This is a genomic window from Streptomyces sp. NPDC002994 (assembly GCF_040611155.1).
Lineage (GTDB): Bacteria > Actinomycetota > Actinomycetes > Streptomycetales > Streptomycetaceae > Streptomyces.
Map to the genome: position 1 here is coordinate 142,598 of NZ_JBEXNQ010000002.1, position 21,244 is coordinate 163,841.

Annotated in this window: 22 protein-coding genes; 7 read left to right on the plus strand and 15 right to left on the minus strand. The window is 71.9% G+C overall.

Features of this window, described 5'->3' with window-relative positions; translation table 11 throughout:
• Positions 1 to 39 precede the first annotated feature (39 nt).
• From ABZX79_RS02635 to infC, 5 genes are all read right to left on the minus strand, one after another.
• Positions 40 to 1,143: an ATP-binding protein gene (locus ABZX79_RS02635; protein ID WP_355250426.1), complete on the minus strand. Its 1,104-nt coding sequence runs from the start codon at positions 1,141 to 1,143 to the stop codon at positions 40 to 42.
• A gap of 135 nt (positions 1,144 to 1,278) precedes the next feature.
• Positions 1,279 to 2,136, minus strand: a complete 858-nt coding sequence (locus ABZX79_RS02640) for an RNA methyltransferase (RefSeq protein WP_355250429.1) — start codon at positions 2,134 to 2,136, stop codon at positions 1,279 to 1,281.
• 118 nt (positions 2,137 to 2,254) lie between these two features.
• The gene (rplT, locus tag ABZX79_RS02645; protein WP_138898714.1) at positions 2,255 to 2,641 is read right to left on the minus strand and encodes a 50S ribosomal protein L20; all 387 of its coding nucleotides are present in this window, start codon (positions 2,639 to 2,641) and stop codon (positions 2,255 to 2,257) included.
• Between the two features lie 101 nt (positions 2,642 to 2,742).
• Positions 2,743 to 2,937 (minus strand): 50S ribosomal protein L35, encoded by a 195-nt coding sequence (gene rpmI / locus ABZX79_RS02650; RefSeq protein WP_215132429.1) that lies wholly within the window; start codon positions 2,935 to 2,937, stop codon positions 2,743 to 2,745.
• 126 nt (positions 2,938 to 3,063) lie between these two features.
• Complete coding sequence (infC, locus tag ABZX79_RS02655; protein WP_308296014.1) at positions 3,064 to 3,729, minus strand: translation initiation factor IF-3; 666 nt, start codon at positions 3,727 to 3,729, stop codon at positions 3,064 to 3,066.
• Positions 3,730 to 4,114: 385 nt separating this feature from the next.
• Here infC and ABZX79_RS02660 point away from each other — a divergent pair, with 385 nt between their 5' ends.
• A complete protein-coding gene (locus ABZX79_RS02660; RefSeq protein WP_355250434.1) occupies positions 4,115 to 4,489 on the plus strand; it encodes a DUF1844 domain-containing protein in 375 nt (124 codons plus the stop codon).
• A gap of 8 nt (positions 4,490 to 4,497) precedes the next feature.
• Here ABZX79_RS02660 and ABZX79_RS02665 read toward each other — a convergent pair whose 3' ends face one another.
• Complete coding sequence (locus ABZX79_RS02665; RefSeq protein WP_355250437.1) at positions 4,498 to 5,232, minus strand: SseB family protein; 735 nt, start codon at positions 5,230 to 5,232, stop codon at positions 4,498 to 4,500.
• A gap of 95 nt (positions 5,233 to 5,327) precedes the next feature.
• On the opposite strand from ABZX79_RS02665, the gene ABZX79_RS02670 reads away from it, so the two are divergent.
• A complete protein-coding gene (locus ABZX79_RS02670) occupies positions 5,328 to 6,236 on the plus strand; it encodes a serine hydrolase (RefSeq protein WP_355250440.1) in 909 nt (302 codons plus the stop codon).
• Here ABZX79_RS02670 and mycP read toward each other — a convergent pair.
• Positions 6,211 to 7,437, minus strand: a complete 1,227-nt coding sequence (gene mycP, locus ABZX79_RS02675; RefSeq protein ID WP_355250443.1) for a type VII secretion-associated serine protease mycosin — start codon at positions 7,435 to 7,437, stop codon at positions 6,211 to 6,213. The genes ABZX79_RS02670 and mycP overlap by 26 nt on opposite strands.
• Positions 7,434 to 8,240 (minus strand): hypothetical protein, encoded by an 807-nt coding sequence (locus tag ABZX79_RS02680; protein ID WP_355251026.1) that lies wholly within the window; start codon positions 8,238 to 8,240, stop codon positions 7,434 to 7,436. The genes mycP and ABZX79_RS02680 overlap by 4 nt, the downstream gene beginning before the upstream one ends.
• 988 nt (positions 8,241 to 9,228) lie before the next feature.
• Between ABZX79_RS02680 and ABZX79_RS02685 the strand changes: the two genes are divergently transcribed.
• Positions 9,229 to 10,431 carry an amino acid deaminase/aldolase gene (locus ABZX79_RS02685; RefSeq protein ID WP_355250445.1) on the plus strand — a complete coding sequence of 401 codons (1,203 nt, stop codon included), beginning with the start codon at positions 9,229 to 9,231 and terminating at the stop codon, positions 10,429 to 10,431.
• Between the two features lie 61 nt (positions 10,432 to 10,492).
• Here the strand turns inward: ABZX79_RS02685 and ABZX79_RS02690 are convergent, their stop codons facing one another.
• Genes ABZX79_RS02690 through ABZX79_RS02700 form a run of 3 tightly spaced genes read right to left on the minus strand, consistent with a single transcriptional unit; the run spans position 10,493 to position 14,059 of the window.
• Positions 10,493 to 11,299 carry a 3-oxoacyl-ACP reductase gene (locus ABZX79_RS02690; protein WP_355250447.1) on the minus strand — a complete coding sequence of 269 codons (807 nt, stop codon included), beginning with the start codon at positions 11,297 to 11,299 and terminating at the stop codon, positions 10,493 to 10,495.
• A gap of 4 nt (positions 11,300 to 11,303) precedes the next feature.
• Complete coding sequence (locus tag ABZX79_RS02695; RefSeq protein WP_355250449.1) at positions 11,304 to 12,683, minus strand: aldehyde dehydrogenase family protein; 1,380 nt, start codon at positions 12,681 to 12,683, stop codon at positions 11,304 to 11,306.
• A gap of 8 nt (positions 12,684 to 12,691) precedes the next feature.
• Entirely contained in the window at positions 12,692 to 14,059 is a 1,368-nt protein-coding gene (locus ABZX79_RS02700; RefSeq protein ID WP_355250451.1) for a glutamine synthetase family protein, read from the minus strand.
• A 98-nt stretch (positions 14,060 to 14,157) separates the two neighbouring features.
• On the opposite strand from ABZX79_RS02700, the gene ABZX79_RS02705 reads away from it, so the two are divergent.
• The 3 genes from ABZX79_RS02705 to ABZX79_RS02715 all read left to right on the plus strand — a co-directional run bounded on the left by ABZX79_RS02705 (position 14,158) and on the right by ABZX79_RS02715 (position 17,215).
• On the plus strand, positions 14,158 to 14,865 hold the full coding sequence (locus tag ABZX79_RS02705) for an FCD domain-containing protein (protein ID WP_355251028.1): 708 nt from the start codon (positions 14,158 to 14,160) through the stop codon (positions 14,863 to 14,865).
• A gap of 137 nt (positions 14,866 to 15,002) precedes the next feature.
• Entirely contained in the window at positions 15,003 to 16,481 is a 1,479-nt protein-coding gene (eat, locus tag ABZX79_RS02710) for an ethanolamine permease (protein WP_355250454.1), read from the plus strand.
• A gap of 44 nt (positions 16,482 to 16,525) precedes the next feature.
• A complete protein-coding gene (locus ABZX79_RS02715) occupies positions 16,526 to 17,215 on the plus strand; it encodes a gamma-glutamyl-gamma-aminobutyrate hydrolase family protein (protein ID WP_355250457.1) in 690 nt (229 codons plus the stop codon).
• Positions 17,216 to 17,269: 54 nt separating this feature from the next.
• On the opposite strand, the gene ABZX79_RS02720 is transcribed toward ABZX79_RS02715, so the two are convergent.
• Both ABZX79_RS02720 and ABZX79_RS02725 read right to left on the minus strand, forming a co-directional pair.
• Complete coding sequence (locus ABZX79_RS02720) at positions 17,270 to 17,746, minus strand: hypothetical protein (RefSeq protein ID WP_355250460.1); 477 nt, start codon at positions 17,744 to 17,746, stop codon at positions 17,270 to 17,272.
• Between the two features lie 36 nt (positions 17,747 to 17,782).
• Complete coding sequence (locus ABZX79_RS02725; RefSeq protein ID WP_355250463.1) at positions 17,783 to 18,742, minus strand: LysR family transcriptional regulator; 960 nt, start codon at positions 18,740 to 18,742, stop codon at positions 17,783 to 17,785.
• 70 nt (positions 18,743 to 18,812) lie between these two features.
• On the opposite strand from ABZX79_RS02725, the gene ABZX79_RS02730 reads away from it, so the two are divergent.
• On the plus strand, positions 18,813 to 19,961 hold the full coding sequence (locus tag ABZX79_RS02730; protein ID WP_355250465.1) for a TDT family transporter: 1,149 nt from the start codon (positions 18,813 to 18,815) through the stop codon (positions 19,959 to 19,961).
• On the opposite strand, the gene ABZX79_RS02735 is transcribed toward ABZX79_RS02730, so the two are convergent.
• Both ABZX79_RS02735 and ABZX79_RS02740 read right to left on the minus strand, forming a co-directional pair.
• A complete protein-coding gene (locus ABZX79_RS02735; RefSeq protein WP_355250468.1) occupies positions 19,900 to 20,616 on the minus strand; it encodes a helical backbone metal receptor in 717 nt (238 codons plus the stop codon). The genes ABZX79_RS02730 and ABZX79_RS02735 overlap by 62 nt on opposite strands.
• Positions 20,617 to 20,632: 16 nt before the next feature.
• Complete coding sequence (locus tag ABZX79_RS02740; protein WP_355250470.1) at positions 20,633 to 21,214, minus strand: helix-turn-helix domain-containing protein; 582 nt, start codon at positions 21,212 to 21,214, stop codon at positions 20,633 to 20,635.
• Positions 21,215 to 21,244 lie beyond the last annotated feature (30 nt).

Genomic DNA, 21,244 nt, shown 5'->3' on the forward strand with positions numbered 1-21,244 from the left:
GTCTAAAGGCCGCGAGAGGTGAAGAAGCCCGTGGGCCGCTCAGGCGAGATAGGCCGGAGCGCCGACGGGCAGAATAAATCGGAACTGGGCGCCGCCACCGGGTCCGCGCCCGACGGTGATCGAGCCGCCGTGCGCCTCGACGATGCCCTTGACGATGTACAGGCCGAGGCCGGTGCCGCCGCGCTTGCTGCCCCGCCAGAACCGGGTGAAGACGCGCCCCATCGACTCCTCGGGAATGCCGGCGCCTTCGTCGCTCACGGTCACGGCTGTTCCCTTCACGGAGTGGTCGGCGGTCTTCATCGGGGCCGCGCTCACCTCAATGGTGACCTTTCCTTCCCCGTGCCGCACCGCATTTTCCAGCAGGTTGCCGAGCACCTGATCGATCTTGTCCGGGTCTGCCCAGAGATCGGGCAGCGGCTGCTGGATACGGACCAGGAAGCGGTCCGGCGGCTGGCCGTTGGAGATGTGCGCCTGGATGTGGCGTCCGACGGCCGTCGGTACGTCCACGGGCTGCCTGCGCACCTCGAGACGTCCGGAGTCGATGCGCGAGATGTCGAGCAGTTCGGCGATCAGCCGGGTGATCCGGCTCGCGTCGGCGTCGACGGTCTCCAGCATCAGCTTCTTCTGGTCGTCCGTGAAGCGCTCCCACTTGGCGAGCAGCGTCGCCGTGAACCCCTTGACCGAGGTCAGCGGGGAGCGCAGCTCGTGGGCGACGGTGGCTATCAGCTCTGCGTGGCTGCGCTCGGTGCGGCGCCTGGCCTCGGTGCCGCGGATGGAGACGACGACCCGCCGCACGGGCCCGGTCGGCTCCTGGCGTACGTACCGTGCGGAGACCAGCACCTCGCGGCCGCCGGGCAGCAGCAGATTGCGTTCGGGCTGCCCGCTCCGGGTGGCGAGTCCGCCGTACGGATCGGTCAGGCTCCACCAGCGCCGGCCTTCGAGGTCTTCGAGGGGCAGGGCGGTCTCCAGCGGTCTGCCGAGAGCGTCGTCCTTGCTGATGGCGGTGATCCGCGCCGCGGCGGCGTTGAAGCACACGACGCGGCCGCTCTCATCGGCGACGGCGAGGCCGTCGGGGAGGTCGTCGGGTTCGATCCCGTGGCCGTCCCGCGACGGGCTCGACGGACCATTCGTGCCCACAGCCATCCCCGTATCCCACCTCTTCCGAAGAGCGGAGGGGGTACCTCCCTGCGCAAGGGGGCCCCTCCCTGCTCGAGCGAAGCCGAGAGCTTGGGGGAAGAGCCGAGAGCTTGGGGGAGGGCCCCCGAGCCCGTCACCCTACTAGCTGGAGGTAACGCTGCGGCACCCTCCGGAAGCACGCTGCGCACGCGCGGACGCGTAGAGGCACACCGCGGCGGCCGTGGCGAGGTTGAGGCTTTCGGCCCTGCCGTGGATCGGAACGCGCACCACGGCGTCCGCGAGTGCGCGGGTCTCCTCCGGCAGCCCCCAGGCCTCGTTGCCGAAGACCCAGGCCGAGGGCCCGCCCATGGTGCCCGCGTCGAGCTCGTCGTCGAGGTCGTCGTCGCCCGCGCCGTCGGCCGCCAGGATGCGTACGCCCGCGCTCTTCAGCCCGCTGACGGCCTGCTCGACGGGGACTCCGACGGCGACCGGCAGGTGGAAGAGCGAGCCGACGGATGCCCGTACGGACTTGGGGTTGTACAGGTCGACGGAGGCGTCGGTGAGGACGACCGCGTCGGCGCCGGCGGCGTCCGCGCAGCGCAGCACCGTACCGGCGTTCCCCGGGTCGCGGACGTGCGCGAGGACGGCGACGAGCCGGGGCTTCGCGGCCAGGATCTCCTCGAAGGGCGAGTCCAGGAAGTGGCAGACGCCGACGATGCCCTGCGGGGTGACGGTCTGCGAGACCTCGGCGAGCACCTCGTCGGGCGCCAGGTGCACGCGGGCGCCGACGGCGCGGGCGGCGCCCACGATGTCGGCGTACCGCTCGGCGGCCTCGACGGTGGTGAACAGCTCGATCAGGGTCGGCTCGCCACTGTCACCGCGGTGCTCGACCGCCTCGCGCACGGCCTGCGGCCCCTCGGCGATGAACCGGCGCTCCTTGCCGCGAAAGCTCCGCTTGGCCAGCCGCTTGGCGGCGGCGACGCGCGGGGATCGCGGGGAGATCAGCTCGGGGGTGCCCATGGTCGGCGGCTCACTTCTCTGCGTACGAAGGGGGTCGTGCACGTGCGGTACAACGCACCGGACCCGCAGGCGGCGAACGCCTGCGGGTCCGGTCTGAAGACGGTGTCGCTCGCCTGGATCAGGCGGCGGTCTTCGGGGCGTTGACGTCGCTCGGGAGCGCCTTCTGGGCGACCTCGACGAGGGAGGCGAACGCGTTCGGGTCGTTGACCGCGAGCTCGGCCAGGATCTTGCGGTCCACCTCGATGTTGGCGGCGTTCAGACCCTGGATGAGGCGGTTGTACGTCATGCCGTTCTCGCGGGCAGCGGCGTTGATGCGCTGGATCCACAGCCGACGGAAGTCGCCCTTGCGCTTCTTGCGGTCGTTGTAGTTGTAGACCAGGGAGTGGGTGACCTGCTCCTTGGCCTTGCGGTACAGGCGCGAACGCTGACCGCGGTAGCCCTTGGCCGCCTCGAGAATTGCCCGGCGCTTCTTGTGGGCGTTGACTGCCCGCTTGACGCGTGCCACTTGTTAACTCCTTGTAGCGGGGCCGCGGGTGAACTCACACGGCCCGGAAACGTATTGGTCTCGGTCTCGACGTCGCGCCCCGGTTGCCCGGAGCCGCGACATCACTTGCCGAGAAGCTTCTTGATCTTCGGGGCGTCCGCCGGGGACACCACGACAGCGCCGGTCAGCGAGCGGGTCTTCTTGGAGGACTTGTGCTCCAGGAGGTGGCGCTTGCCGGCCTTCTCGCGCATGATCTTGCCGGAGCCGGTGACCTTGAAGCGCTTGCTGGCACCGCTGTGCGTCTTGTTCTTCGGCATAGCGCCGTTCTCTCCTCGTCAGTGGCGCTCCCCCGGTGCGTACCGGAAAGCGGGAGCGTCAGGCAGTGGTATGGGGACTGTGGCTTCCTGGGCCGAACCGGGGCCGCCTGGATGGCAGCCCCCGGATCACGCTTCGGAAGGGGTCTCGGTCTGTGCCTCGGCCGGGGCCTCGGCGACCTCGTCCGTCGACTCGGCCTGCTCGGCGTCGTCGGTGGCGTAGCCCTGGCGTTCGGCCTTGCGGGCCGCCTGGGCCTCGCGCGCCTCGGCCATGGCCTCGGTCTTCTTCTTGTGCGGGCCGAGAACCATGATCATGTTCCGGCCGTCCTGCTTGGGATTCGACTCGATGAAGCCAAGGTCCTCGACGTCCGAAGCCAGACGCTGAAGCAGTCGGAAGCCGAGCTCGGGGCGGGACTGCTCACGACCACGGAACATGATCGTGATCTTGACCTTGTCGCCCTGCTTGAGGAACCTGACGACATGACCCTTCTTGGTGTCATAGTCGTGCGGGTCAATCTTCGGCCGGAGCTTCATTTCCTTGATGACCGTGTGCGCCTGGTTCTTGCGCGCCTCACGGGCCTTCATGGCCGACTCGTACTTGAACTTCCCGTAGTCCATGAGCTTGCACACGGGCGGACGGGCGGTCGCCGCGACCTCGACCAGGTCGAGGTCGTACTCCTGCGCAAGCTCCAGGGCCTTCGCAAGAGGCACAATGCCGACCTGCTCGCCGCTGGGTCCGACGAGTCGCACCTCGGGAACGCGAATCCGGTCGTTAATGCGGGGCTCAGCGCTGATGGATCCTCCTCAGTAGCACCACACGACTGTCTGGCAGACAGCCGCGTAACGTCTGTTTCGTGAGACCAACCTCAGGGAGCCATGAAAAATGCCCCGGACGGGAACACAGGCGGGGCTCCTGGATGTACCGGAGCACCACCGCGCATCAACCGCGGGGCGCAATATCGAGCGGCGCTCCATCGTCCGTACGGAACGATGGGGACCGCCTGACCGGTGACCCGCCGTCCGTGAGGACAGCCAGGTGGGAGATCGGAGCCTCCACTTGTGGGCCGGGCACACAGGTGTCCGGCCGGTCGTTACACAAGGTTAGCAGCTCTCGGGGGGAGCGGCGACCCCGGCCGGACTGAGGCCAGAGCCTTACTGTCCGGGGCATATCGTGTGCGTCATGAGTGACGCGACCTCCCCCAGTGAATCCCCCGGCGAAGCCCCCGACTTCGACGCCATGACGCGCGACATCGCGGAAGTACCGGCCGTCGAGGTGATCGTGACGGTGGCGGTCAACCTGATGAGCGCCGCCGCCGTGAAGCTCGGCCTGACCGAGGACGGCGACCAGCACAAGGACCTCGACGAGGCCCGCAAGCTGGTGCACGCGCTGGCCGGCCTGCTGGACGCCAGCGCGACCGAGATCAGCTCGTTCCACGCGGCGCCGCTGCGGGACGGGCTGAAGTCCCTGCAGCTTGCCTTCCGTGAGGCGTCGACGGTGCCGGACGAGGTGGGCCAGGGCCCGGGCGAGAAGTACACGGGCCCGGTTTACGGCTGAGCTAAGAATTATCCCCGTACGAACAAGGGCTCGCCGGGAGGCGTGGCACCCGCCGGCAGCAATGCCAGGTCGAGGCCGCGCACCAGGCGGGCCCTCAGCGTTTCGTCGGCGGCCAGTGCCTGCGCGACGCGGCGGGCCGCCTCGGCCGGTTCGGCGCCGGGGGCGAGGACCAGCGCGAGGGTGCCGTCGGCGCTGCCCGGGCCGAGGTGGGCGCGCAGCACGGCCGGCTCCGCGGCGACAGCGGCCCGTACCGCGTCGGTGACGGCCGGGTCGTCGAGCGGCACCGCGCTGGTGCGGCCCTCGGCGGCGGCGAGCAGCGCGGAGCCGGTGAGCTGGTACGGCACAGGACCGGCCAGGTCGAGGACCAGCGTGTCGGCCCGCTCGTGGGCGACGGCCTGAAGCGCCTGGTGCAGCGGTACGGCGACGGGGCGCGCCTCGGGGTTCCAGCGGACGAGGGCCTCGGTGGAGGTGAACGCGGGGAGGGCGCGGCGGTCGCCGGCCTGGAGGGTCGGCACGGCCATGTCGCTGCTCTTCTCGCGGCGCAGCCCGCTGGTCTCGTCGGTCTCGGCTTCGCCGAGTACGGCGACGACGGGGACCAGCAGCCGGGCGCTCTTGAGCGCCTGAAGGACCTGCGGTTCGGCCGATCTGTCGGCGGACCAGGCGGCGAGGGCCGCCGTCAGCCGGGGGTCGGCGGTGCCGTCGTCGTCGGAGAAACCGGGGTCAGGGATGTTCTTGAGCGCCACGCGTCGAGCCTAGCCGCCGGGCGGTGAGGGTTTTCTCATCGGGGTTTCATCTGCGGCACAGCCGACGCCAAGTTTGTTTTCCTAGCGTCCGGCCCATGCCTCGACAGAGAGCCTCCATACTGACGGCCGTGATGCTGGTGACCTGTACGGTCGCCGCGCATACGAACCCCGTGGAGCGGAAGCCGCCGGATCCGGTGTCGGAGTCGTCTGCGGACAGCACGCCCCAGCACTCCGCGCTGGAGGGAGAACGGGTGATCGTGGAGCCCCGGGAACCCACGGCGCAGGTCGTGGATCTCGACGCGGTGCTGGCCAAGGCGGTCGGTCCGGTCGCGGCGGACACGGACGCGTCGGTGTCCGTCGGCGTACTCGATCTGGAGAGCGGCGATGCGGCGGTCTACGGGGACGAGGCGTACGACACGGCGAGCATCGTCAAGGCCGACATTCTGGCGGCGCTGCTGCTGCGGGCGCAGGACACCGGGCGGGTGCTGACCGCGCGGGAGAAGGCGCACGCCAGGGACATGATCGTGAACAGCGACAACGCGTCGGCGACCGCCCTGTGGCACGCGATCGGTGGCAGCGAGGGTCTCGATGCCGCGAACAAGCGGCTGGGGCTCACCTCCACCGAAGGTGGCGACGGCGAGCGGTGGGGGCTGACGCAGACCACGGCGAAGGATCAACTCACCCTGCTGGGAGCCGTGTTCGGCAAGGAATCGGAGCTGGACGAGCAGTCGCGTGCGTACATCCAGGGGCTGATGAAGCAGATAACCTCCGGGCAGGACTGGGGTGTCTCGGCGGCCGGGGACGGCTGGGCACTGAAGAACGGGTGGCTGCGGCGCAGCGCCACCGGACTGTGGGACATCAACAGCATCGGGCGGGTCACGGTCGACGGGCGGGTGTGGCTGGTCGCCGTCCTTTCGGACGGCGACACCACCAAGGAGGCGGGTATCACGCTCGTCGAGGACGTGGCGCGTACGGCCGTCAGGGCAGTCGGCGGGGCGCGCTGACCCTGGCGCTTCGCCAGAGGGCCACGGCGCCGGCCAGCAGGAGGGCGCCGAGGCCGCCGGCGACGGGGGCGAGCCAGCCGGCCGGTTCGTCGGACTCGCGCAGGGGGTCGGGGCCCGCGCCGAAGTACTTCTTTCCGTACGGGGCCGAGGCCGGGCGCAGGGCCGCGGGGCGGAGCTTGCCGGCCGCCTCGATGGCGGCGGCCGGGTCGACGAAGCCGTAGCCGCGGGCGTCGTCGCGGCCACCCTCGGGGGCGTTGCGGGCGGTGTCCGCGAGGAGCTTCTTGACCTGGGCGGGGGTCAGGTCCGGGTACGCGGATCGTACGAGCGCGGCAGCGCCGGAGACGAAGGCGGAGGCGGCGCTCGTGCCCCAGCCCTCGTAGTAGCGGCGGTCGGGGTCGGCGATGATCACGTCGACGCCGGGGGCGCTGACCGTCGCGTACCAGCGGCTGGTGGAGAAGGAGGCGTGGGTACCGGCGCTGTCGACGGCGGCCACGGCGATCACGCCGGGGTAGGCGGCGGGGTACGAGATGTGGTCGCCGTCCTCGCCGCTGTTGCCGGCGGAGGCGACGACGACGGCGCCCTTGGCGAGGGCGTACTGGACGGCGGCGTCCTCGGCGGGCTCGGGGTGGGCGGACTTGCTGTCGTCGCCGAGGGAGAGGTTGATGACGTCGGCGCCGTGGTCGGCGGCCCAGCGGATGCCCTGGGCGAGGGCGTTGCCGCGGGTGGTGCGGGCTCTCTTGCGGGCGGGGTCGCCGCCTTCGAGGATCACCCGGACCGGGAGGATCTTCGCCTCGGGCGCGATACCGACGACGCCGTCGGCGCGGCCGGGGCCGTTTCCGTGGCCGGCGATGATCCCGGCCATGGCGGTGCCGTGGCGGGCCCAGGCGCGGTCGCCCTTCCCCGCGCCGAAACCTATGAGGTCCTTGCCCGCCAGTACCCGGCCTTCGAGGTCGGGGTGGCTGCCGTCGACGCCGGTGTCGAGTACTGCGACGGTGATGCCCTCGCCCTTGGTCGTACGCCAGGCCTCTTCGGTGTGCAGCGCGTCGAGCGCCCACTGCTGGGCGCGAATGCTGTCGGCGTGGGCGGCGGGGGTGGGCGGGAGCAGGACCAGGGCGGTGGAGGCGAGGGTGGCGACGACGGCGCGGGGGCGGGTGCGGCGGGGGGCGCGGCGGGGTTCGGCGGCGCCGGTTACGTGGTTCATCGGGGAGGCTCCGTGGCCGGGCGTGCGGTCCTGCGCAGGCCGCGTTCGACCTGCTCGGCGATGCCCTCGGCCTCGTGGCCGAGGCCCGCCTCGGCGGGGGCGTTCGTCGCACCGGCGGTGGTGGCGCGACTGGCGGGCTGCGGGTCGGCGACGGTGCGACCGTCGGCGAAGCCGGAGACGGCGTACACGACGACGGGTACGTCGGTGAGCACGCTCACCGTCCAGCTCGCGCGCTGCCGGTCGCCGAAACCGGCGGCGACGGTGCCCTCGGCCGGGTAGGTGCGGGGCATCAGGTCGGTGCGGTCGGTGAGGACCTCGTTGGTGAAGCGGGCGCGCAGCGCCTTCATGGCCGGCGCGTCGGCCTCTGTGAAGATCATGCCGACCGTGGTGACGCTGCTGGTGGTGGCGTCGCTGTAAGTGGCGCGCAGCAGGCGCAGGCAGCCGACCGGCTGGAGCGCCTTGAGCAGCAGCGGGTCGAGGGCTTTCGCGCAGCCGCTGTCAGGGGCGACGGCCACGCGCGTCCAGACGCGGTCGGCGCCGCCGGGGCCCGCGCCGTCGCCCTTGATCTTCGGCGGGAAGAGGGTGTCGACGGGTGCGCTGTGCCAGAGGCCGCGCGCCTCGGCGTAACCGGTGGGAGCGGCGGCCTCGGCGTCCGCGCCGCCGGTGAGCCAGCTGCCCGTGACGGCACCGCCGATCAGGCCGAGGCCGAGTACGAGGCAGGCCGCGGCGGCCACGACGCGGGCGGGGCGTCGGGTACGGACGGGACGCAGCCGGGTGGTGGTCTCGGCCGGCGTCTCCGGCACCGCTACCCCCCAGGCGCGCGGTGCAGCGAACTGCGCGGGCCGGGGCGCACCCGGCTGCCGGCCCAGGTCGACGGCCCCGACGGGCCTGCGCCGGGTGGAGCCGGGCAGCGGCGTTACGGGCAGACCTGCGGGCGGCGGCGGAGCCTCGGGCGGCAGGGCCCCCGGCGCGGCGGGCACGGGCCGCAGCCGCGCAGTGGTCTCGACGGCCGGCACGTCCCGGGATACCGCACCCCCCTGCTCGCCCTGCCCGCCCTGCCGCCCGTCGCCACCGCCGGTGCCCCCCGCACCACTGGCGACTCGCGGGGCACCGGGGTACGCCGGGGCCGGGGCGGAGTACCCGCGCGGTTCGGGCACGGAACGACGCCCGTCCTGCGCGCCTGACGCGGGCGCCGGCGCCGCGACGGGGTGACGCGGAGCGGCAGCAGCGGGCGTACCCCGGCCATCGGCCGACGGCGCGGAGGCGGAGCGAAGCGGAGCGGCCGGTGCGGGCCCGGCGTGGGGACCTGCGGCGGGCGGCGGCGTTGGCGCGGGGTGGCGCGGAGCGGCAGCAGCCGGCGCACTCCGGCCATCAGCCGGAGGGGGTGCTGGTGCTGTAGTGGGACCGGCCTCGTGGCCTGCGGTGGGTGGCGGCATCGGGCCAGGGGGCCTCGGCGCGGCGGGGGGTGCGGGGGGTGAAGGCTGCGGCTGCGGCGGCCGCGGGGGGTGGTCCGGGGCGTGCCAGGTGGCCGGGAGTGGTGGGGTGGTGGGGCGGGGTGGGAGAGGGGCACGGTGTGCCTCGGTGCTCATCCGCCCCCCTGTTCGTGGTTCGCCCGGCCTGTCCCCGCGATGCCCGATCGCCTTTCGGGGCAGGTCCGTTCGAGTCGTCCTCACCGCGTGAGCGCCACTCTACGGGCTGCCGCGGGCCAGGCGGGAACCAGTCCCCGGGCTCGCGGCATCTGACCGGATCATCCCCCTACCCAGCGGTAATCCGCTCTGGCAAGCTCTGGCCATGACACCGCGCGCTGCCGACCGGGCCAGGTACGACCGGGCCACTGCCCACCTCGACGCTCCCGTCGCCGTCGTCGACCTGGAGGCGTTCGACGACAACGCCGCCGACCTGGTCCGCCGGGCGGCCGGCAAGCCGATCCGGGTGGCGAGCAAGTCCGTACGCTGCCGGTCGCTGCTGGAGCGCGTACTGGCACGGGACGGCTTCGCGGGCATCATGTCGTTCACCCTGGCGGAGTCGCTGTGGCTCGCGCGGTCGGGGTTCGAGGATGTGCTGCTCGCTTATCCGTCGGCGGACAGGAGTGCGTTCGCCGAGCTGGCCGGGGACGCGAAGCTGGCCGCCGCCGTGACCGTGATGGTCGACGATCCCGCGCAGCTGGAGCTGATCGACCGGGCCCGGGAGGGCGGCCGGGAAGAGATCCGGGTCTGCCTGGAGCTGGACACGTCGTTGCGGCTGCTCGGGGGCCGCGTACGGATCGGAGCCCTGCGTTCGCCGCTGCGCGGACCCGCCCAGCTCGCCGAGCTGGCCCGCTCGGTGGCCCGCCGCCCGGGATTCCGACTGGTCGGCATCATGGCGTACGAGGGTCACGTCGCCGGAGTCGGGGACGCGGTCGCGGGGCAGCCACTGCGTTCCCGCGCGATCAGGATGATGCAGGGCGCCGCGCGCAGGGAGCTGGCGGTCCGCCGGGCGGCCGTCGTACGGGCGGTACGAGCCGTGGCGCCGGACCTTGAGTTCGTCAACGGCGGCGGCACCGGCAGCGTCCAGCACACCGCCGCCGAGCGGTCCGTGACAGAGATCGCCGCGGGCTCCGGGCTGTTCGTACCGCGGCTCTTCGACAACTACACGTCGTTCACCGGCCGCCCCGCCGCCCTCTTCGCCCAGCCCGTCGTCCGCAGGCCGGGCGTGGGCGTGGTGACCGTGCTCGGCGGCGGCTATCCCGCCTCGGGGGCCCCGGGCCCGGACCGGTCGCCCGTCCCGTATCTCCCGGAGGGGCTGCGGTACGACCCCCAGGAGGGGGCCGGTGAGGTGCAGACACCGCTGATCGGCTCCGCCGCCGACGATCTGCTGATCGGCGACAAGGTGTGGTTCCGGCACGCGAAGGCGGGCGAGATGTGCGAGCGGTTCGACGCGCTTCAGCTGATCGAGGGCGACGCGGTGACGGCGACCGTACCGACGTACCGGGGCGAGGGCCGCACGTTCCTGTAGAGCGAGAGGGTGAGGGTGAGGGCCGGGCTGAGGTCTTCAGCCCGGCGCCCTCGGCGATCGGCTAGAGCGGGGTCACGTACGCCCCCGCGATGCCTCCGTCCACCAGGAAGTCCGTCGCGTTGATGAACGACGAGTCGTCGCTGGCCAGGAAGGCCACCGCCGCCGCGATCTCGTCCGCCTCCGCGAACCGGCCGACCGGGATGTGCACGAGCCGGCGCGCCGCCCGCTCCGGGTCCTTGGCGAACAGCTCCTGGAGGAGGGGCGTGTTGACCGGCCCCGGGCAGAGCGCGTTCACGCGGATGCCCTCGCGCGCGAACTGCACGCCGAGTTCACGGGACATCGCCAGGACGCCGCCCTTGGACGCCGTGTACGAGATCTGGGAGGTGGCGGCGCCCATGATCGCGACGAACGACGCGGTGTTGATGATCGAGCCGCGGCCCTGGCGCTGCATGTAGGGGATGGCGGCCTTGCAGCACAGGTACACGGACGTGAGGTTGACGTCCTGGACGCGCTTCCACGCCTCCAGGCCCGTGGTGAGGATCGAGTCGTCGTCGGGCGGCGAGATGCCCGCGTTGTTGAAGGCGATGTCCACCGAGCCATAGGTGTCGTACGCCGTCTTGAACAGCGCGTCGACCTGCTCGGCGTCGGTGACGTCGACCCGTACGAACGTGCCGCCCACCTCGTCGGCCGCGGCCTTGCCCGCGATCTCGTCGATGTCGCCGCAGACGACATGCGCGCCCTCGGAGGCCAGGCGGCGCGCGGTCGCGAGACCGATGCCACTGCCGGCGCCCGTGATGACGGCCGTACGTCCGACCAGGCGGCGGCACACGATGGATTCGGTCGATTCGGTCGAGTCAGTCGCAGTCATGGTTTCAGGCCTCCGTGCTGATGAAGATGTTCTTGGTTTCGGTGAAAGCGGTGAGCGCGTCGGGGCCCAGCTCGCGGCCGAGCCCCGACTGCTTGAAGCCGCCGAACGGGGTCGAATAGCGCACGCTGCTGTGGGAGTTGACGGAGAGGTTTCCCGCCCTGACGGCCTGGGACACGCGCAGCGCGCGGCCCACGTCCCGTGTCCAGATGGATCCGGACAGGCCGTAGTCGGTGGCGTTGGCGAGGCGGACCGCGTCCTCCTCGTCGTCGAAGGGGAGGACTACGGCGACCGGGCCGAAGACCTCCTCCGTCGCGACCGCCGAGTCCGGGCGTACGCCGGTGAGGACGGTCGGCGCGAACCAGAAGCCGGGGCCCTCGGGGGCGCTGCCTCGAATCGCCTCCGCGCCCTCGGGGACGTACGACCGTACGCGCTCCAGCTGCGACTTGGAGATCAGCGGGCCCATCTGGGTCTTGTCGTCCGACGGGTCGCCGACCACCACGCTCTCGATCGCGGGGGCCAGGAGCTCCAGGAAGCGGTCGTACGCCGAACGCTGGACGAGGATGCGCGTACGGGCGCAGCAGTCCTGCCCGGAGTTGTCCAGGAAGGACATGGGGGTGGCGGCGACGGCGGCCTCGATGTCGGCGTCGGCGAAGACGATGTTGGGGCTCTTCCCGCCGAGTTCGAGGGTCACGCGCTTCACTCGATCGGCGCACTTGGCCATGATGTGCTTGCCGACGCGCGTCGAGCCGGTGAAGACGATCTTCGCTACGCCGGGATGCTCGACCAGGGCGTTGCCCGCCACGTCGCCCGCTCCCGGCAGGACCTGGAAGAGGTTGTCGGGGAGCCCGGCTTCGAGGGCGAGTTCGGCGAGGCGCAGGGCGGTCAGCGGGGTGGTCTCGGCGGGCTTGAGGATGACGGCGTTACCGGCGGCGAGCGCGGGGGCCGCTCCCCAGGCGGCGATCGGCATGGGGAAGTTCCACGGTGCGATCACGCCGATGACGCCGAGTGGTTCGAGGAGGGTGATGTCCAGGCCGCCGGCGACCGGGATCTGCCGGCCGCTGAGGCGTTCCACTCCCCCGGCGGCGAAATCGAGCAGATCGCGTACGTTGCCCGCTTCCCAGCGGGCGTTGCCAAGGGTGTGCCCGGCCTCGCGGACCTCCAGCTGGGCCAGTTCCTCGATGTGTACGTCTACGACGGAGGCGAAGCGGCGCAGCAGGCGGGCGCGGTCGGCGGGGGCGGCGGCCGCCCAGGCACGCTGCGCCCCTGTGGCGCGTACGACAGCCGCGTCGATGTCGGCGGCGGTCGAGGCGGCGACGGTGGCGATGACCTCTTCGGTTGCCGGGTTCAGAATCTGGTGCTCGAGGGAGGAAGAGGAGGAGGACAAGGCGGGCCTCACAGTCGTTCGAAGGAGCGGCGGAGCTCCCAGTCGGTCACCGCGGAGTCGAACGCTTCGAGTTCGACCCGCGCCATGTTGCGGTAGTGCGCGACGACTTCGTCGCCGAAGGCGGCCTTGGCGATGGGGCTGTTCTCCCAGAGTTCGGCGGCCTCGCGCAGCGATGTGGGCACGTGCTCGTAACCGCCGGTGTACGCGTTGCCCGTACAGACCTCGGGGAGTTCGAGCTTGTGCTCGATGCCGTAGAGGCCGGCCGCGACCAGGCCGGCGACGGCGAGGTGCGGGTTGACGTCGCCGCCGGGCAGCCGGTTCTCGAAGCGCATCGAGCGGCCGTGGCCGACGACGCGGAGCGAGCAGGTGCGGTTGTCGTGTCCCCAGGCGACGGCGGTCGGGGCGAAGGAGCCGGGCTGGAAGCGCTTGTAGGAGTTGATGTTCGGCGCGTAGAGGAGCGCGAAATCGCGGAGGGCGGCCAGCTGTCCGGCCAGGAAGTGCCGCATGACGGGGGACATTCCGTCGGTCGCCGCTTCGTCCGCCATGACGTTGCGGCCGTCCGCATCCTGCAAGGAGAGGTGGATGTGGCAGGAGTTGCCCTCGCGCTCGTTGTACTTCGCCATGAAGGTGAGCGAGACGCCCTCCTGCGAGGCGATCTCCTTGGCACCCGTCTTGTAGATGGCGTGCTGGTCGCAGGTGACGAGAGCCTCGTCGTACTTGAAGACGATCTCGTGCTGGCCGGGATTGCACTCGCCCTTGGCCGACTCGACGGTCAGGCCCGCCGCCGTCATGTCGTTGCGGATACGCCGCAGGAGGGGTTCGATGCGGCCTGTGCCGAGGACCGAGTAGTCGATGTTGTACTGGTTCGCGGGTACGAGGTCCTTGTAGCCCCGGTCCCAGGCCTGCTCGTAACTGTCCTTGAAGACGATGAATTCGAGCTCTGTCCCGACGTGTGCGGTGTAGCCGAGCTCGGCGAGGCGCTCCAGCTGGCGGCGCAGGATCTGGCGGGGAGCGGCCACTACCGGTGAGCCGTCGCTCCAGGCCAGGTCGGCGATGAGCATGGCCGTGCCGTCGTTCCAGGGAACGCGCCGCAGGGTGGAGAGGTCGGCGTGCATGGCGAAGTCGCCGTAGCCGCGGTCCCAGGAGGCCATCTCGTATCCGTCGACCGTGTTCATCTCGGTGTCGACGGCCAGGAGGTAGTTGCAGCCCTCGGTGCCGTGGTCCAGTACGTCGTCGAGAAAGAACTGGGCGGCGAACCGCTTGCCCTGGAGGCGTCCCTGCATGTCGGGGAAGGCCAGGACCACTGTGTCGATTTCACCGCTCGCCACGAGGGCACGGAGCTCCTCGAGAGCTAGCGGGGGTGTGCGGTCTGCCACGGAAATTTCCTCCTTCGGTCAGCCGGAAGCCATAAGGTATTGCTGAAGACCATTGCTTGGGAAGGGGAAACCGCAACGTGGCGAATGAAATCGGCTCGATGGACCCTCTGACGCCGGTCCTGCGGCCCGTCCGGGCGGGGAACGGCTTCGAGGAGGCGCTGGAGCAGATCCTCCAGGTCCTGCGCCTGGGCCTCGTGCCCGTCGGGGAACGACTGCCCGCCGAGCGCGAGCTGGCCGACCGCCTGCGGATCAGCCGGGTCACGCTGCGCGAGGTCCTGAAGGTCCTCCAGGACCAGGGCCTCGTCGAGAGCAGGCGCGGCAGGTACGGCGGAACGTTCGTGCTGCCGCACCCGGACGCCTCCGGGGAGGGTGAGCTGCGCCGGCGGGTGGAGTCCGTCGACGTGGAGGACGCGCTGCGCTTCCGCGAGGTGCTGGAGGTCGGTGCGGCCGGGCTGTGTGCGGCGTACGGGCTCGACGACGACGGCGCGCGGCGGCTGCGGGCGGCGCTCGCCGCGACGCACGACGCGCCGCTGGCCGACTACCGCCGGCTGGACACGCTGCTGCATCTCACGCTCGCGGAGCTGTCCGGATCGCCGACCCTGACCGCGCAGTACGCCGCCGTACGCGCCACGGTGAACGGCCTGCTCGACTGCATCCCGCTGCTCGTACGCAACCTGGAGCACTCCCAGCAGCAGCACACCGCGCTGGTCGAGGCGGTGCTCGACGGCGACGCGGACGGGGCGCGCGAGGTGATGCGCGAGCACTGCTCGGGCACGGCCGCGCTGCTGCGGGGATTCCTCACCTGACAGGTGCCGTGTGACGCCGGACGATGCGGATCCGTAACAGCGGCTTAACGCACAGGTCTTGCGCTGGGACCGGCCGAACCACAAAGGTATGGCGACCCACCATTGACCCGAGCATTGACCCGAGGCAGGAGCGGCTCATGGCCGACAGCACCGACTCGCGCACCCCACCACCACCCACAGCAGCACCAGCCTCCCCCGACACCGACGCCGACGCCGGCTATCTGCAACGGCGCACCCTGCGCCGCGGCAGCGCCGGCTGGCTGCTGCTCACCGGACTCGGCGTCGCGTACGTCGTCTCCGGCGACTTCTCCGGCTGGAACATCGGCCTCGCCGAAGGCGGCTTCGGCGGGCTCGCGATCGCCACCCTCCTGATGGGCGTGATGTACGCCTGCCTGGTCTTCTCCCTCGCCGAGCTGTCCGCCATCCTGCCCACGGCCGGCGGCGGCTACGGCTTCGCCCGGCGCGCGCTCGGCACCTGGGGCGGCTTTCTGACCGGCACCGCGATCCTGATCGAGTACATCCTGGCGCCCGCGGCCATCTCCATCTTCATCGGCCAGTACGTCGAGTCGCTGAACCTCTTCGGACTCACCGCCGGCTGGCCGGTCTACCTGGCCTGCTTCGTCATCTTCATCGGCATCCACCTGTGGGGCGTCGGCGAGGCGCTGCGCTTCAGCCTCATCGTGACCGCCATCGCCGTGGCCGCGCTGCTGATCTTCGCGGTCGGCGCGTTCACCGAGTTCAGCGCGGACAACCTCAACGACATCCCGGTCGACAAGGAAGCCCTCGGCGCCAACTCCTGGCTGCCCTTCGGACTGCTCGGCATCTGGGCCGCCTTCCCCTTCGGCATGTGGTTCTTCCTCGGCGTGGAAGGTGTTCCGCTGGCCGCCGAGGAGGCCAAGGACCCCGTACGTTCCATGCCGCGCGCCCTGGCCATCTCCATGGCCGTCCTGGCGCTGCTCGCCCTGATCACCTTCTTCGCGGCCACCGGCGCGCGCGGCTCGGCGGCCGTGCAGGACGCGGGCAATCCGCTGGTCGTGGCGCTCCAGGGAGACGGCGATCCGACGCCGCTCAGCCGCTTCGTCAACTACGCGGGACTGGCGGGCCTCGTCGCCTCGTTCTTCTCGCTCATCTACGCCGGGTCGCGGCAGCTCTTCGCGCTCTCCCGGGCCGGCTACCTGCCCCGCTTCCTGTCGCTGACCAGCCGCCGCAAGGCCCCGTACCTCGGGCTGCTCATCCCCGGCGCGATCGGCTTCGCGCTGGCGGCGGGGACGGGCGACGGCGCCCGGATGCTGAACATCGCGGTCTTCGGCGCCACCATCTCGTACGCCCTGATGGCGCTCTCCCACATCGTGCTGCGTCGGCGCGAGCCCGCACTCCACCGCCCCTACCGCACGCCGGGCGGCATTCTCACCTCGTCCGTGGCCTTCGCGCTGGCGCTGTCCGCGCTGGTGGCGACGTTCCTGGTGGACAAGGACGCGGCGTTCATCGCGCTGGGGGTGTACGTCGTCGCTCTCGCCTACTTCGCGTTCTACAGTCGGCACCGGCTCGTTGCCGCGGCTCCCGAGGAGGAGTTCGCCGCGCTCGCCGAGGCCGAGGCCGAACTCGAACGCGACTGATCACCACTGATTCACCACTGAGTCCCACACCGACCGGAGGATCCGTGTCCAAGCCGCTCATCGGCATCAGCACCTACCTGGAGCGCGCCAAGTGGGGCGTCTGGGACATGCCCGCCGCCCTGCTCCCGGCCGGGTATCCGCGCCTCGTGCAGGCGGCGGGCGGCCTCGCCGCGATGGTGCCGCCCGACTCGCCGTCGTACGCCGGGGAGGTGGTGGCCCGCCTCGACGGCCTGGTCGTCGCGGGCGGCGCGGATGTGGAGCCCGTACGGTACGGAGCCGAGCCGCACCCCCGCACCGGGCCGCCGGCCCGGGAGCGGGACGCGTGGGAACTCGCCCTGATCGAGGCCGCTTTGGCGTCCGGTACGCCGCTGCTGGGCATCTGCCGCGGCATGCAGCTGCTGAACGTCGCGCTCGGCGGCACCCTTGTTCAGCACCTGGACGGCCACACCGGCGGCCTGGGGGCCTTCGGCGAGCACGCGGTGAAGCCGGTGCCCGGCACGCGCTACGCCTCGGTCGTACCGGAGGAGACCGGCGTACCGACGTACCACCACCAGGCCGCCGACCGGCTCGGTGACGGCCTGGTGGTGTCGGCGTACGCCGCCGACGGGACGCCGGAGGCCCTCGAACTGCCCGGCGAACAGTGGGTGCTCGGCGTCCAGTGGCACCCGGAGATGGGCGGGGACCTGCGGGTGATGGAGGCGTTGGTGGCGGCGGCCACGGTCGCCGCTGCGTAAGCGGCAGCTCCCGACCTGACAAGGCGGCTCTGGACAGTACGCCGTGCGCGCACGTCAGATACGGCCGGCCAGCAGGCGCGTGATCGGGCCCATGGTGCGCTGTTCGGCCTTGCGGCCCGCTACGAACGAGGCGGCGCCGATCGCCACCGCGCCGGCGCTCGCGCCCGCGATGACGGCCTTGCGGGCGTTGAGCAGCACCCACGCGGTGGACGCGGTCGACGCGACCTTGCCCGCCGCGGAGTCCAGGGCCTGACGGCTCGCCTCGACTCCCTTGATTCCGGCGGCCTTGGCGGAACCGAGCGCGTCCGTGGCCTTCGCGGTGGTGTCGGCGGCCGCGGCCTTCGCCGTGCCCGCCGTGTCCGCGGCCTTCGCGGTGGCGTCATTGGCCGTGGCCTTCGCGGTTCCCGCCGTGTCCGCGGCCTTTCCGGTGGTCTTGGACGCGGCGGTCCTGGAGGCGGCGCGGGTCGCTGTGGCGTTGTTGTTGGCGCCGGCGTTGGACTTGGGCTTGGTGTTCTTGTCCTGTTCAGTCATGCCCTTCGGGTATCCGCTAAGGGCCATGACAAACAGTCAGCCCTTCTCCGGAGCCGGGCGCGTCAGCCCCAGCAGGTCCCGCGCGGGCCCCGTGGGCCGGGGTCCCGTCGGCCAGACCGCCCGCAGGTCGCGGCGCAGCCGCACGCCTTCGACCGGGATTTCGACGAGGCGGCGGGAGGCCAGCTCCTCCCGCACGGCCAGCTCACTGAGCACGCTGGGGCCCGCCCCGCTGACGGCCGCTGCCTTCACCGCTGTCGTGGAGGCGAGTTCGAGGAGGGGGTCGGCCAGGCCGCCGTACCCGGCGAGCGCCGCGTCCAGGACCTGCCGGGTGCCGGAGCCCTTCTCGCGCAGGATGAGTGACGCCTCGGCCAGTTCCCGCGCGTCCACCGGGCGGCGTCGGCGCGCCCAGGGGTGGTCCTTGGCCGCGACCACGACGAGCCGGTCGTGGCCTATGACGACGCCGTCGAGCCCGTCCGGTATGGCCAGGCCCTCCACGAAACCCAGGTCGGCCTCACCGGTGAGCAGCCGCGCGGCGACGGCGGCGGAGTTGCCCGCCAGCAGCGACACCGCCGTACCGGGGCGCTGTCCGCTCAGCGCGATCAGCCAGCCCGGCAGCAGATACTCGGCGATCGTCATGCTGGCCGCGACGCGCAGCCGCGAGTCCCGCCGCCCGCGCAGCGCCTGTGCCCCCGCGTCGAAGGCCTCGGCCGCCTCCACCACCCGGCGCGCCCAGTCGGTGACGAGCGCCCCCGCCTCGGTGAGGCGCGAACCGCGCGGCGAACGGTCGACCAGGGCGACACCGAGCTGCCGTTCCATGGACCGGATACGGCTGCTCGCGGCAGGCTGGCTTATGCCGAGCTCCCGCGCCGCGCGTCCCAGACTGCCGAGCCGGGCGACACCGAGCAGCAGCTCCATGGCGCCGAGGTCGGGCACCCGGTGGGCGAGCGGCCCCCTGTCGCCGGAGGCCGGGGCGGAGGTGGAGCCATCGAAAGCCATAAGGTCAGTTTATGACCTCATAGGAAGACCGTCCCTGGTGGGGGCCGCCCGGTCCGTCCAGTGTGGGCGTATGGCCACGTATGCGCAGCCGCGCTCTCTCCTCGCCGCCCGCGCCGGACGGCGGCTCCCCGCGCTGCGCCATCTCGGCCCGAACTGGTACGCCACGGTCATGGGCACCTCCATCGTCGCCAATGCCGGCGCCGCCCTCCCCTTCGCCGTCCCCAGCCTGCGCCCCGCGCTCACCGTCGTCTGGGGGCTGTCCGCGCTGCTGCTCGGCGCACTGCTGCTCGCCCGCGCCGGGCACTGGGCGTACCACCGCGACCAGGCCGGGGCGCACCTCCTCGACCCGGCCGTCGCCCCCTTCTACGGCTGCCTGGCCATGGCGCTGCTGTCGGTCGGCGGCGCCACGGTGACGGTCGGCAGGGACGTCATCGGCCTCGACGCCGCTGTCGCCGTCGGCACGGTGTTGTGGGGCGCGGGCACGGTAGTCGGTCTGGGGGCGGCCGTCGCGATCCCGTACTTGATGGTCGTACGTCACCGGGTCGAGCCCGGCAGTGCCTCGCCCGTGTGGCTGCTGCCGGTGGTGGCGCCGATGGTGGCGGCCGCGCTCGGGCCGCAGCTCGTCCCGTATCTGCCCGAGGGCCAGTGGCGGGAGTCGATGCTGCTCGGCTGTTACGCGATGTTCGGGCTCAGCCTGCTCGCGACGCTGCTGATGATGCCGCTGATCTTCGCGCGCCTCCTGCGACACGGCCCGCTGCCGCTCGCGTTGACGCCGACCCTGTTCCTCGTCCTCGGGCCGCTCGGCCAGTCCACCACCGCGGTCAACTCGCTCGCGGACGTGGCGCCGGGCGCGACCCAAGCGCCGTACGCCGACGCGCTCGGCGCGTTCGCGGTCATCTACGGCGTTCCCGTGATGGGCTTCGCGCTGCTGTGGCTGGCGCTCGCTGCGGCGATGGTGGTCAGGGCGGCCAGGAACGGCATGCCGTTCGCCATGACGTGGTGGGCGTTCACCTTCCCCGTCGGTACGTGCGTGACGGGCGCCGCCGGACTCGCCCGCCACACCGGCCTCGACGCCCTCGGCTGGCTGGCAGCGGCCTTGTACGCGGCGCTCGTCGTCGCCTGGGCGGTCGCCGGCGTACGTACGGCTCGCGGCCTGGTCAGCGGAGTGCTGCTCGCAGCACCCGGGGCGCCTCGGCCAATGATGGCCCGTACCAGGTGAGATGACGCCCGCTGACGAGCGCGGCGGGCAGCCCGGGAAAGGCCTCGGGCCCGTCGTCGGCCGTGAAGCGGTAGGGCTCGTCGGGGAGTACGACGAGGTCCGGCCCGGCCGCGCGCAGTTCGTCGAGGGGGATGCGCGGGTAGCGCTCGGCGTGGCCGGCGTAGAGGTGGTCGACGCCGAGTCTGGCCAGCAGGTCCCCGGCGAAGGTGTCGCGGCCCAGCACCATCCAGGGCCGGCGCCAGATCGGCACGATTGCCTTCAGCCGCGGGCCGTCCATCGGAACCTCACCCCAGGCCGCGTCCGCCGCGTCGAGCCAGGCGGGTCGGCCGCTCAACCCGCAGCCGTCGACCAGGACCCGCTCCAGCTCGGCGAGGGCCTCGGGCAGATCGCGGATCACGGTGACCATGACGGTGAGCCCGGCCTGCCGCAGGGCGGCGAGATCGGGCTCGCGGTTCTCTTCCTCGTTGGCGATCACGAGATCGGGGCGCAGTCGTACGACCGCCTCGACGTCCGGATTCTTCGTGCCGCCGATCCGTACGACGTCGAGGTCCGCCGGGTGGCTGCACCAGTCGGTCGCTCCGACGAGCAGGCCGGGCGCGCTGACGGCCACGGCCTCCGTCAGGGACGGTACGAGCGAGACGACGCGTGGGCGCACAGCGGCCTGCCCGCCGTCAGCCGGCTTGACGCGGGTCGGCGTCGGAGTCGCCGTCGTCGCCGTGTCCGACCGTGCCGGCCGCCGCTACGACGAGGATCCGGGTGCCCGGTTCGGTGGCCCGCCACCGGTGCCGTACGCCGCCGGACAGGAACAGCGTGTCGCCTCGCTCCAGCCGGTACGCCCGGCCTTCCGCCTCCACCTCGGCGGCGCCGTCGGCGATGTACATCAGCTCGTCGCCGTGGTGCTGGAACTCGCGCCCGGTTTCCTGCTCCCCGATGTATTCGGTGGCGCGCAGCTGATGCCTGCCGCGCACGACACACCGCACGGCCGCGCCATCGCCGTCTGCCTCCCCGGCGCGTACGACATCGACCGTACGTCCCGAGTCGGCGGCGGCGATCAGCTCGGCCGCCGAGGTCTCCAGCGCGTGGGCCACCCGCTCCAGGGAGCGGGTGCTGGGTCTGGCGCGCTCGTTCTCGATCTGGCTGAGGAATGGCACCGAGAGGCCGCTGCGGGCCGCGACCGTGGCCAGAGTGAGGGCCAGGGACTTGCGACGCCTCCGGACGGCCGTACCGACCCGAAGAGTTTCCTTGTCGTCCATCGCTCCGGCTCCCTCCCTGTCTCGTGGTCG

What these genes read in the sequence shown, in the direction of transcription:
- ABZX79_RS02635 (WP_355250426.1), bottom strand. Translation starts at nt 1,143, where the DNA reads ATGGCTGTGGGCACGAATGGTCCGTCGAGCCCGTCGCGGGACGGCCAC.
- ABZX79_RS02640 (WP_355250429.1), bottom strand. Translation starts at nt 2,136, where the DNA reads ATGGGCACCCCCGAGCTGATCTCCCCGCGATCCCCGCGCGTCGCCGCC.
- rpmI (WP_215132429.1), bottom strand. Translation starts at nt 2,937, where the DNA reads ATGCCGAAGAACAAGACGCACAGCGGTGCCAGCAAGCGCTTCAAGGTC.
- ABZX79_RS02660 (WP_355250434.1), top strand. Translation starts at nt 4,115, where the DNA reads ATGAGTGACGCGACCTCCCCCAGTGAATCCCCCGGCGAAGCCCCCGAC.
- ABZX79_RS02670 (WP_355250440.1), top strand. Translation starts at nt 5,328, where the DNA reads ATGCCTCGACAGAGAGCCTCCATACTGACGGCCGTGATGCTGGTGACC.
- mycP (WP_355250443.1), bottom strand. Translation starts at nt 7,437, where the DNA reads ATGAACCACGTAACCGGCGCCGCCGAACCCCGCCGCGCCCCCCGCCGC.
- ABZX79_RS02685 (WP_355250445.1), top strand. Translation starts at nt 9,229, where the DNA reads ATGACACCGCGCGCTGCCGACCGGGCCAGGTACGACCGGGCCACTGCC.
- ABZX79_RS02690 (WP_355250447.1), bottom strand. Translation starts at nt 11,299, where the DNA reads ATGACTGCGACTGACTCGACCGAATCGACCGAATCCATCGTGTGCCGC.
- ABZX79_RS02705 (WP_355251028.1), top strand. Translation starts at nt 14,158, where the DNA reads ATGGACCCTCTGACGCCGGTCCTGCGGCCCGTCCGGGCGGGGAACGGC.
- eat (WP_355250454.1), top strand. Translation starts at nt 15,003, where the DNA reads ATGGCCGACAGCACCGACTCGCGCACCCCACCACCACCCACAGCAGCA.
- ABZX79_RS02720 (WP_355250460.1), bottom strand. Translation starts at nt 17,746, where the DNA reads ATGACTGAACAGGACAAGAACACCAAGCCCAAGTCCAACGCCGGCGCC.
- ABZX79_RS02725 (WP_355250463.1), bottom strand. Translation starts at nt 18,742, where the DNA reads ATGGCTTTCGATGGCTCCACCTCCGCCCCGGCCTCCGGCGACAGGGGG.
- ABZX79_RS02730 (WP_355250465.1), top strand. Translation starts at nt 18,813, where the DNA reads ATGGCCACGTATGCGCAGCCGCGCTCTCTCCTCGCCGCCCGCGCCGGA.
- ABZX79_RS02740 (WP_355250470.1), bottom strand. Translation starts at nt 21,214, where the DNA reads ATGGACGACAAGGAAACTCTTCGGGTCGGTACGGCCGTCCGGAGGCGT.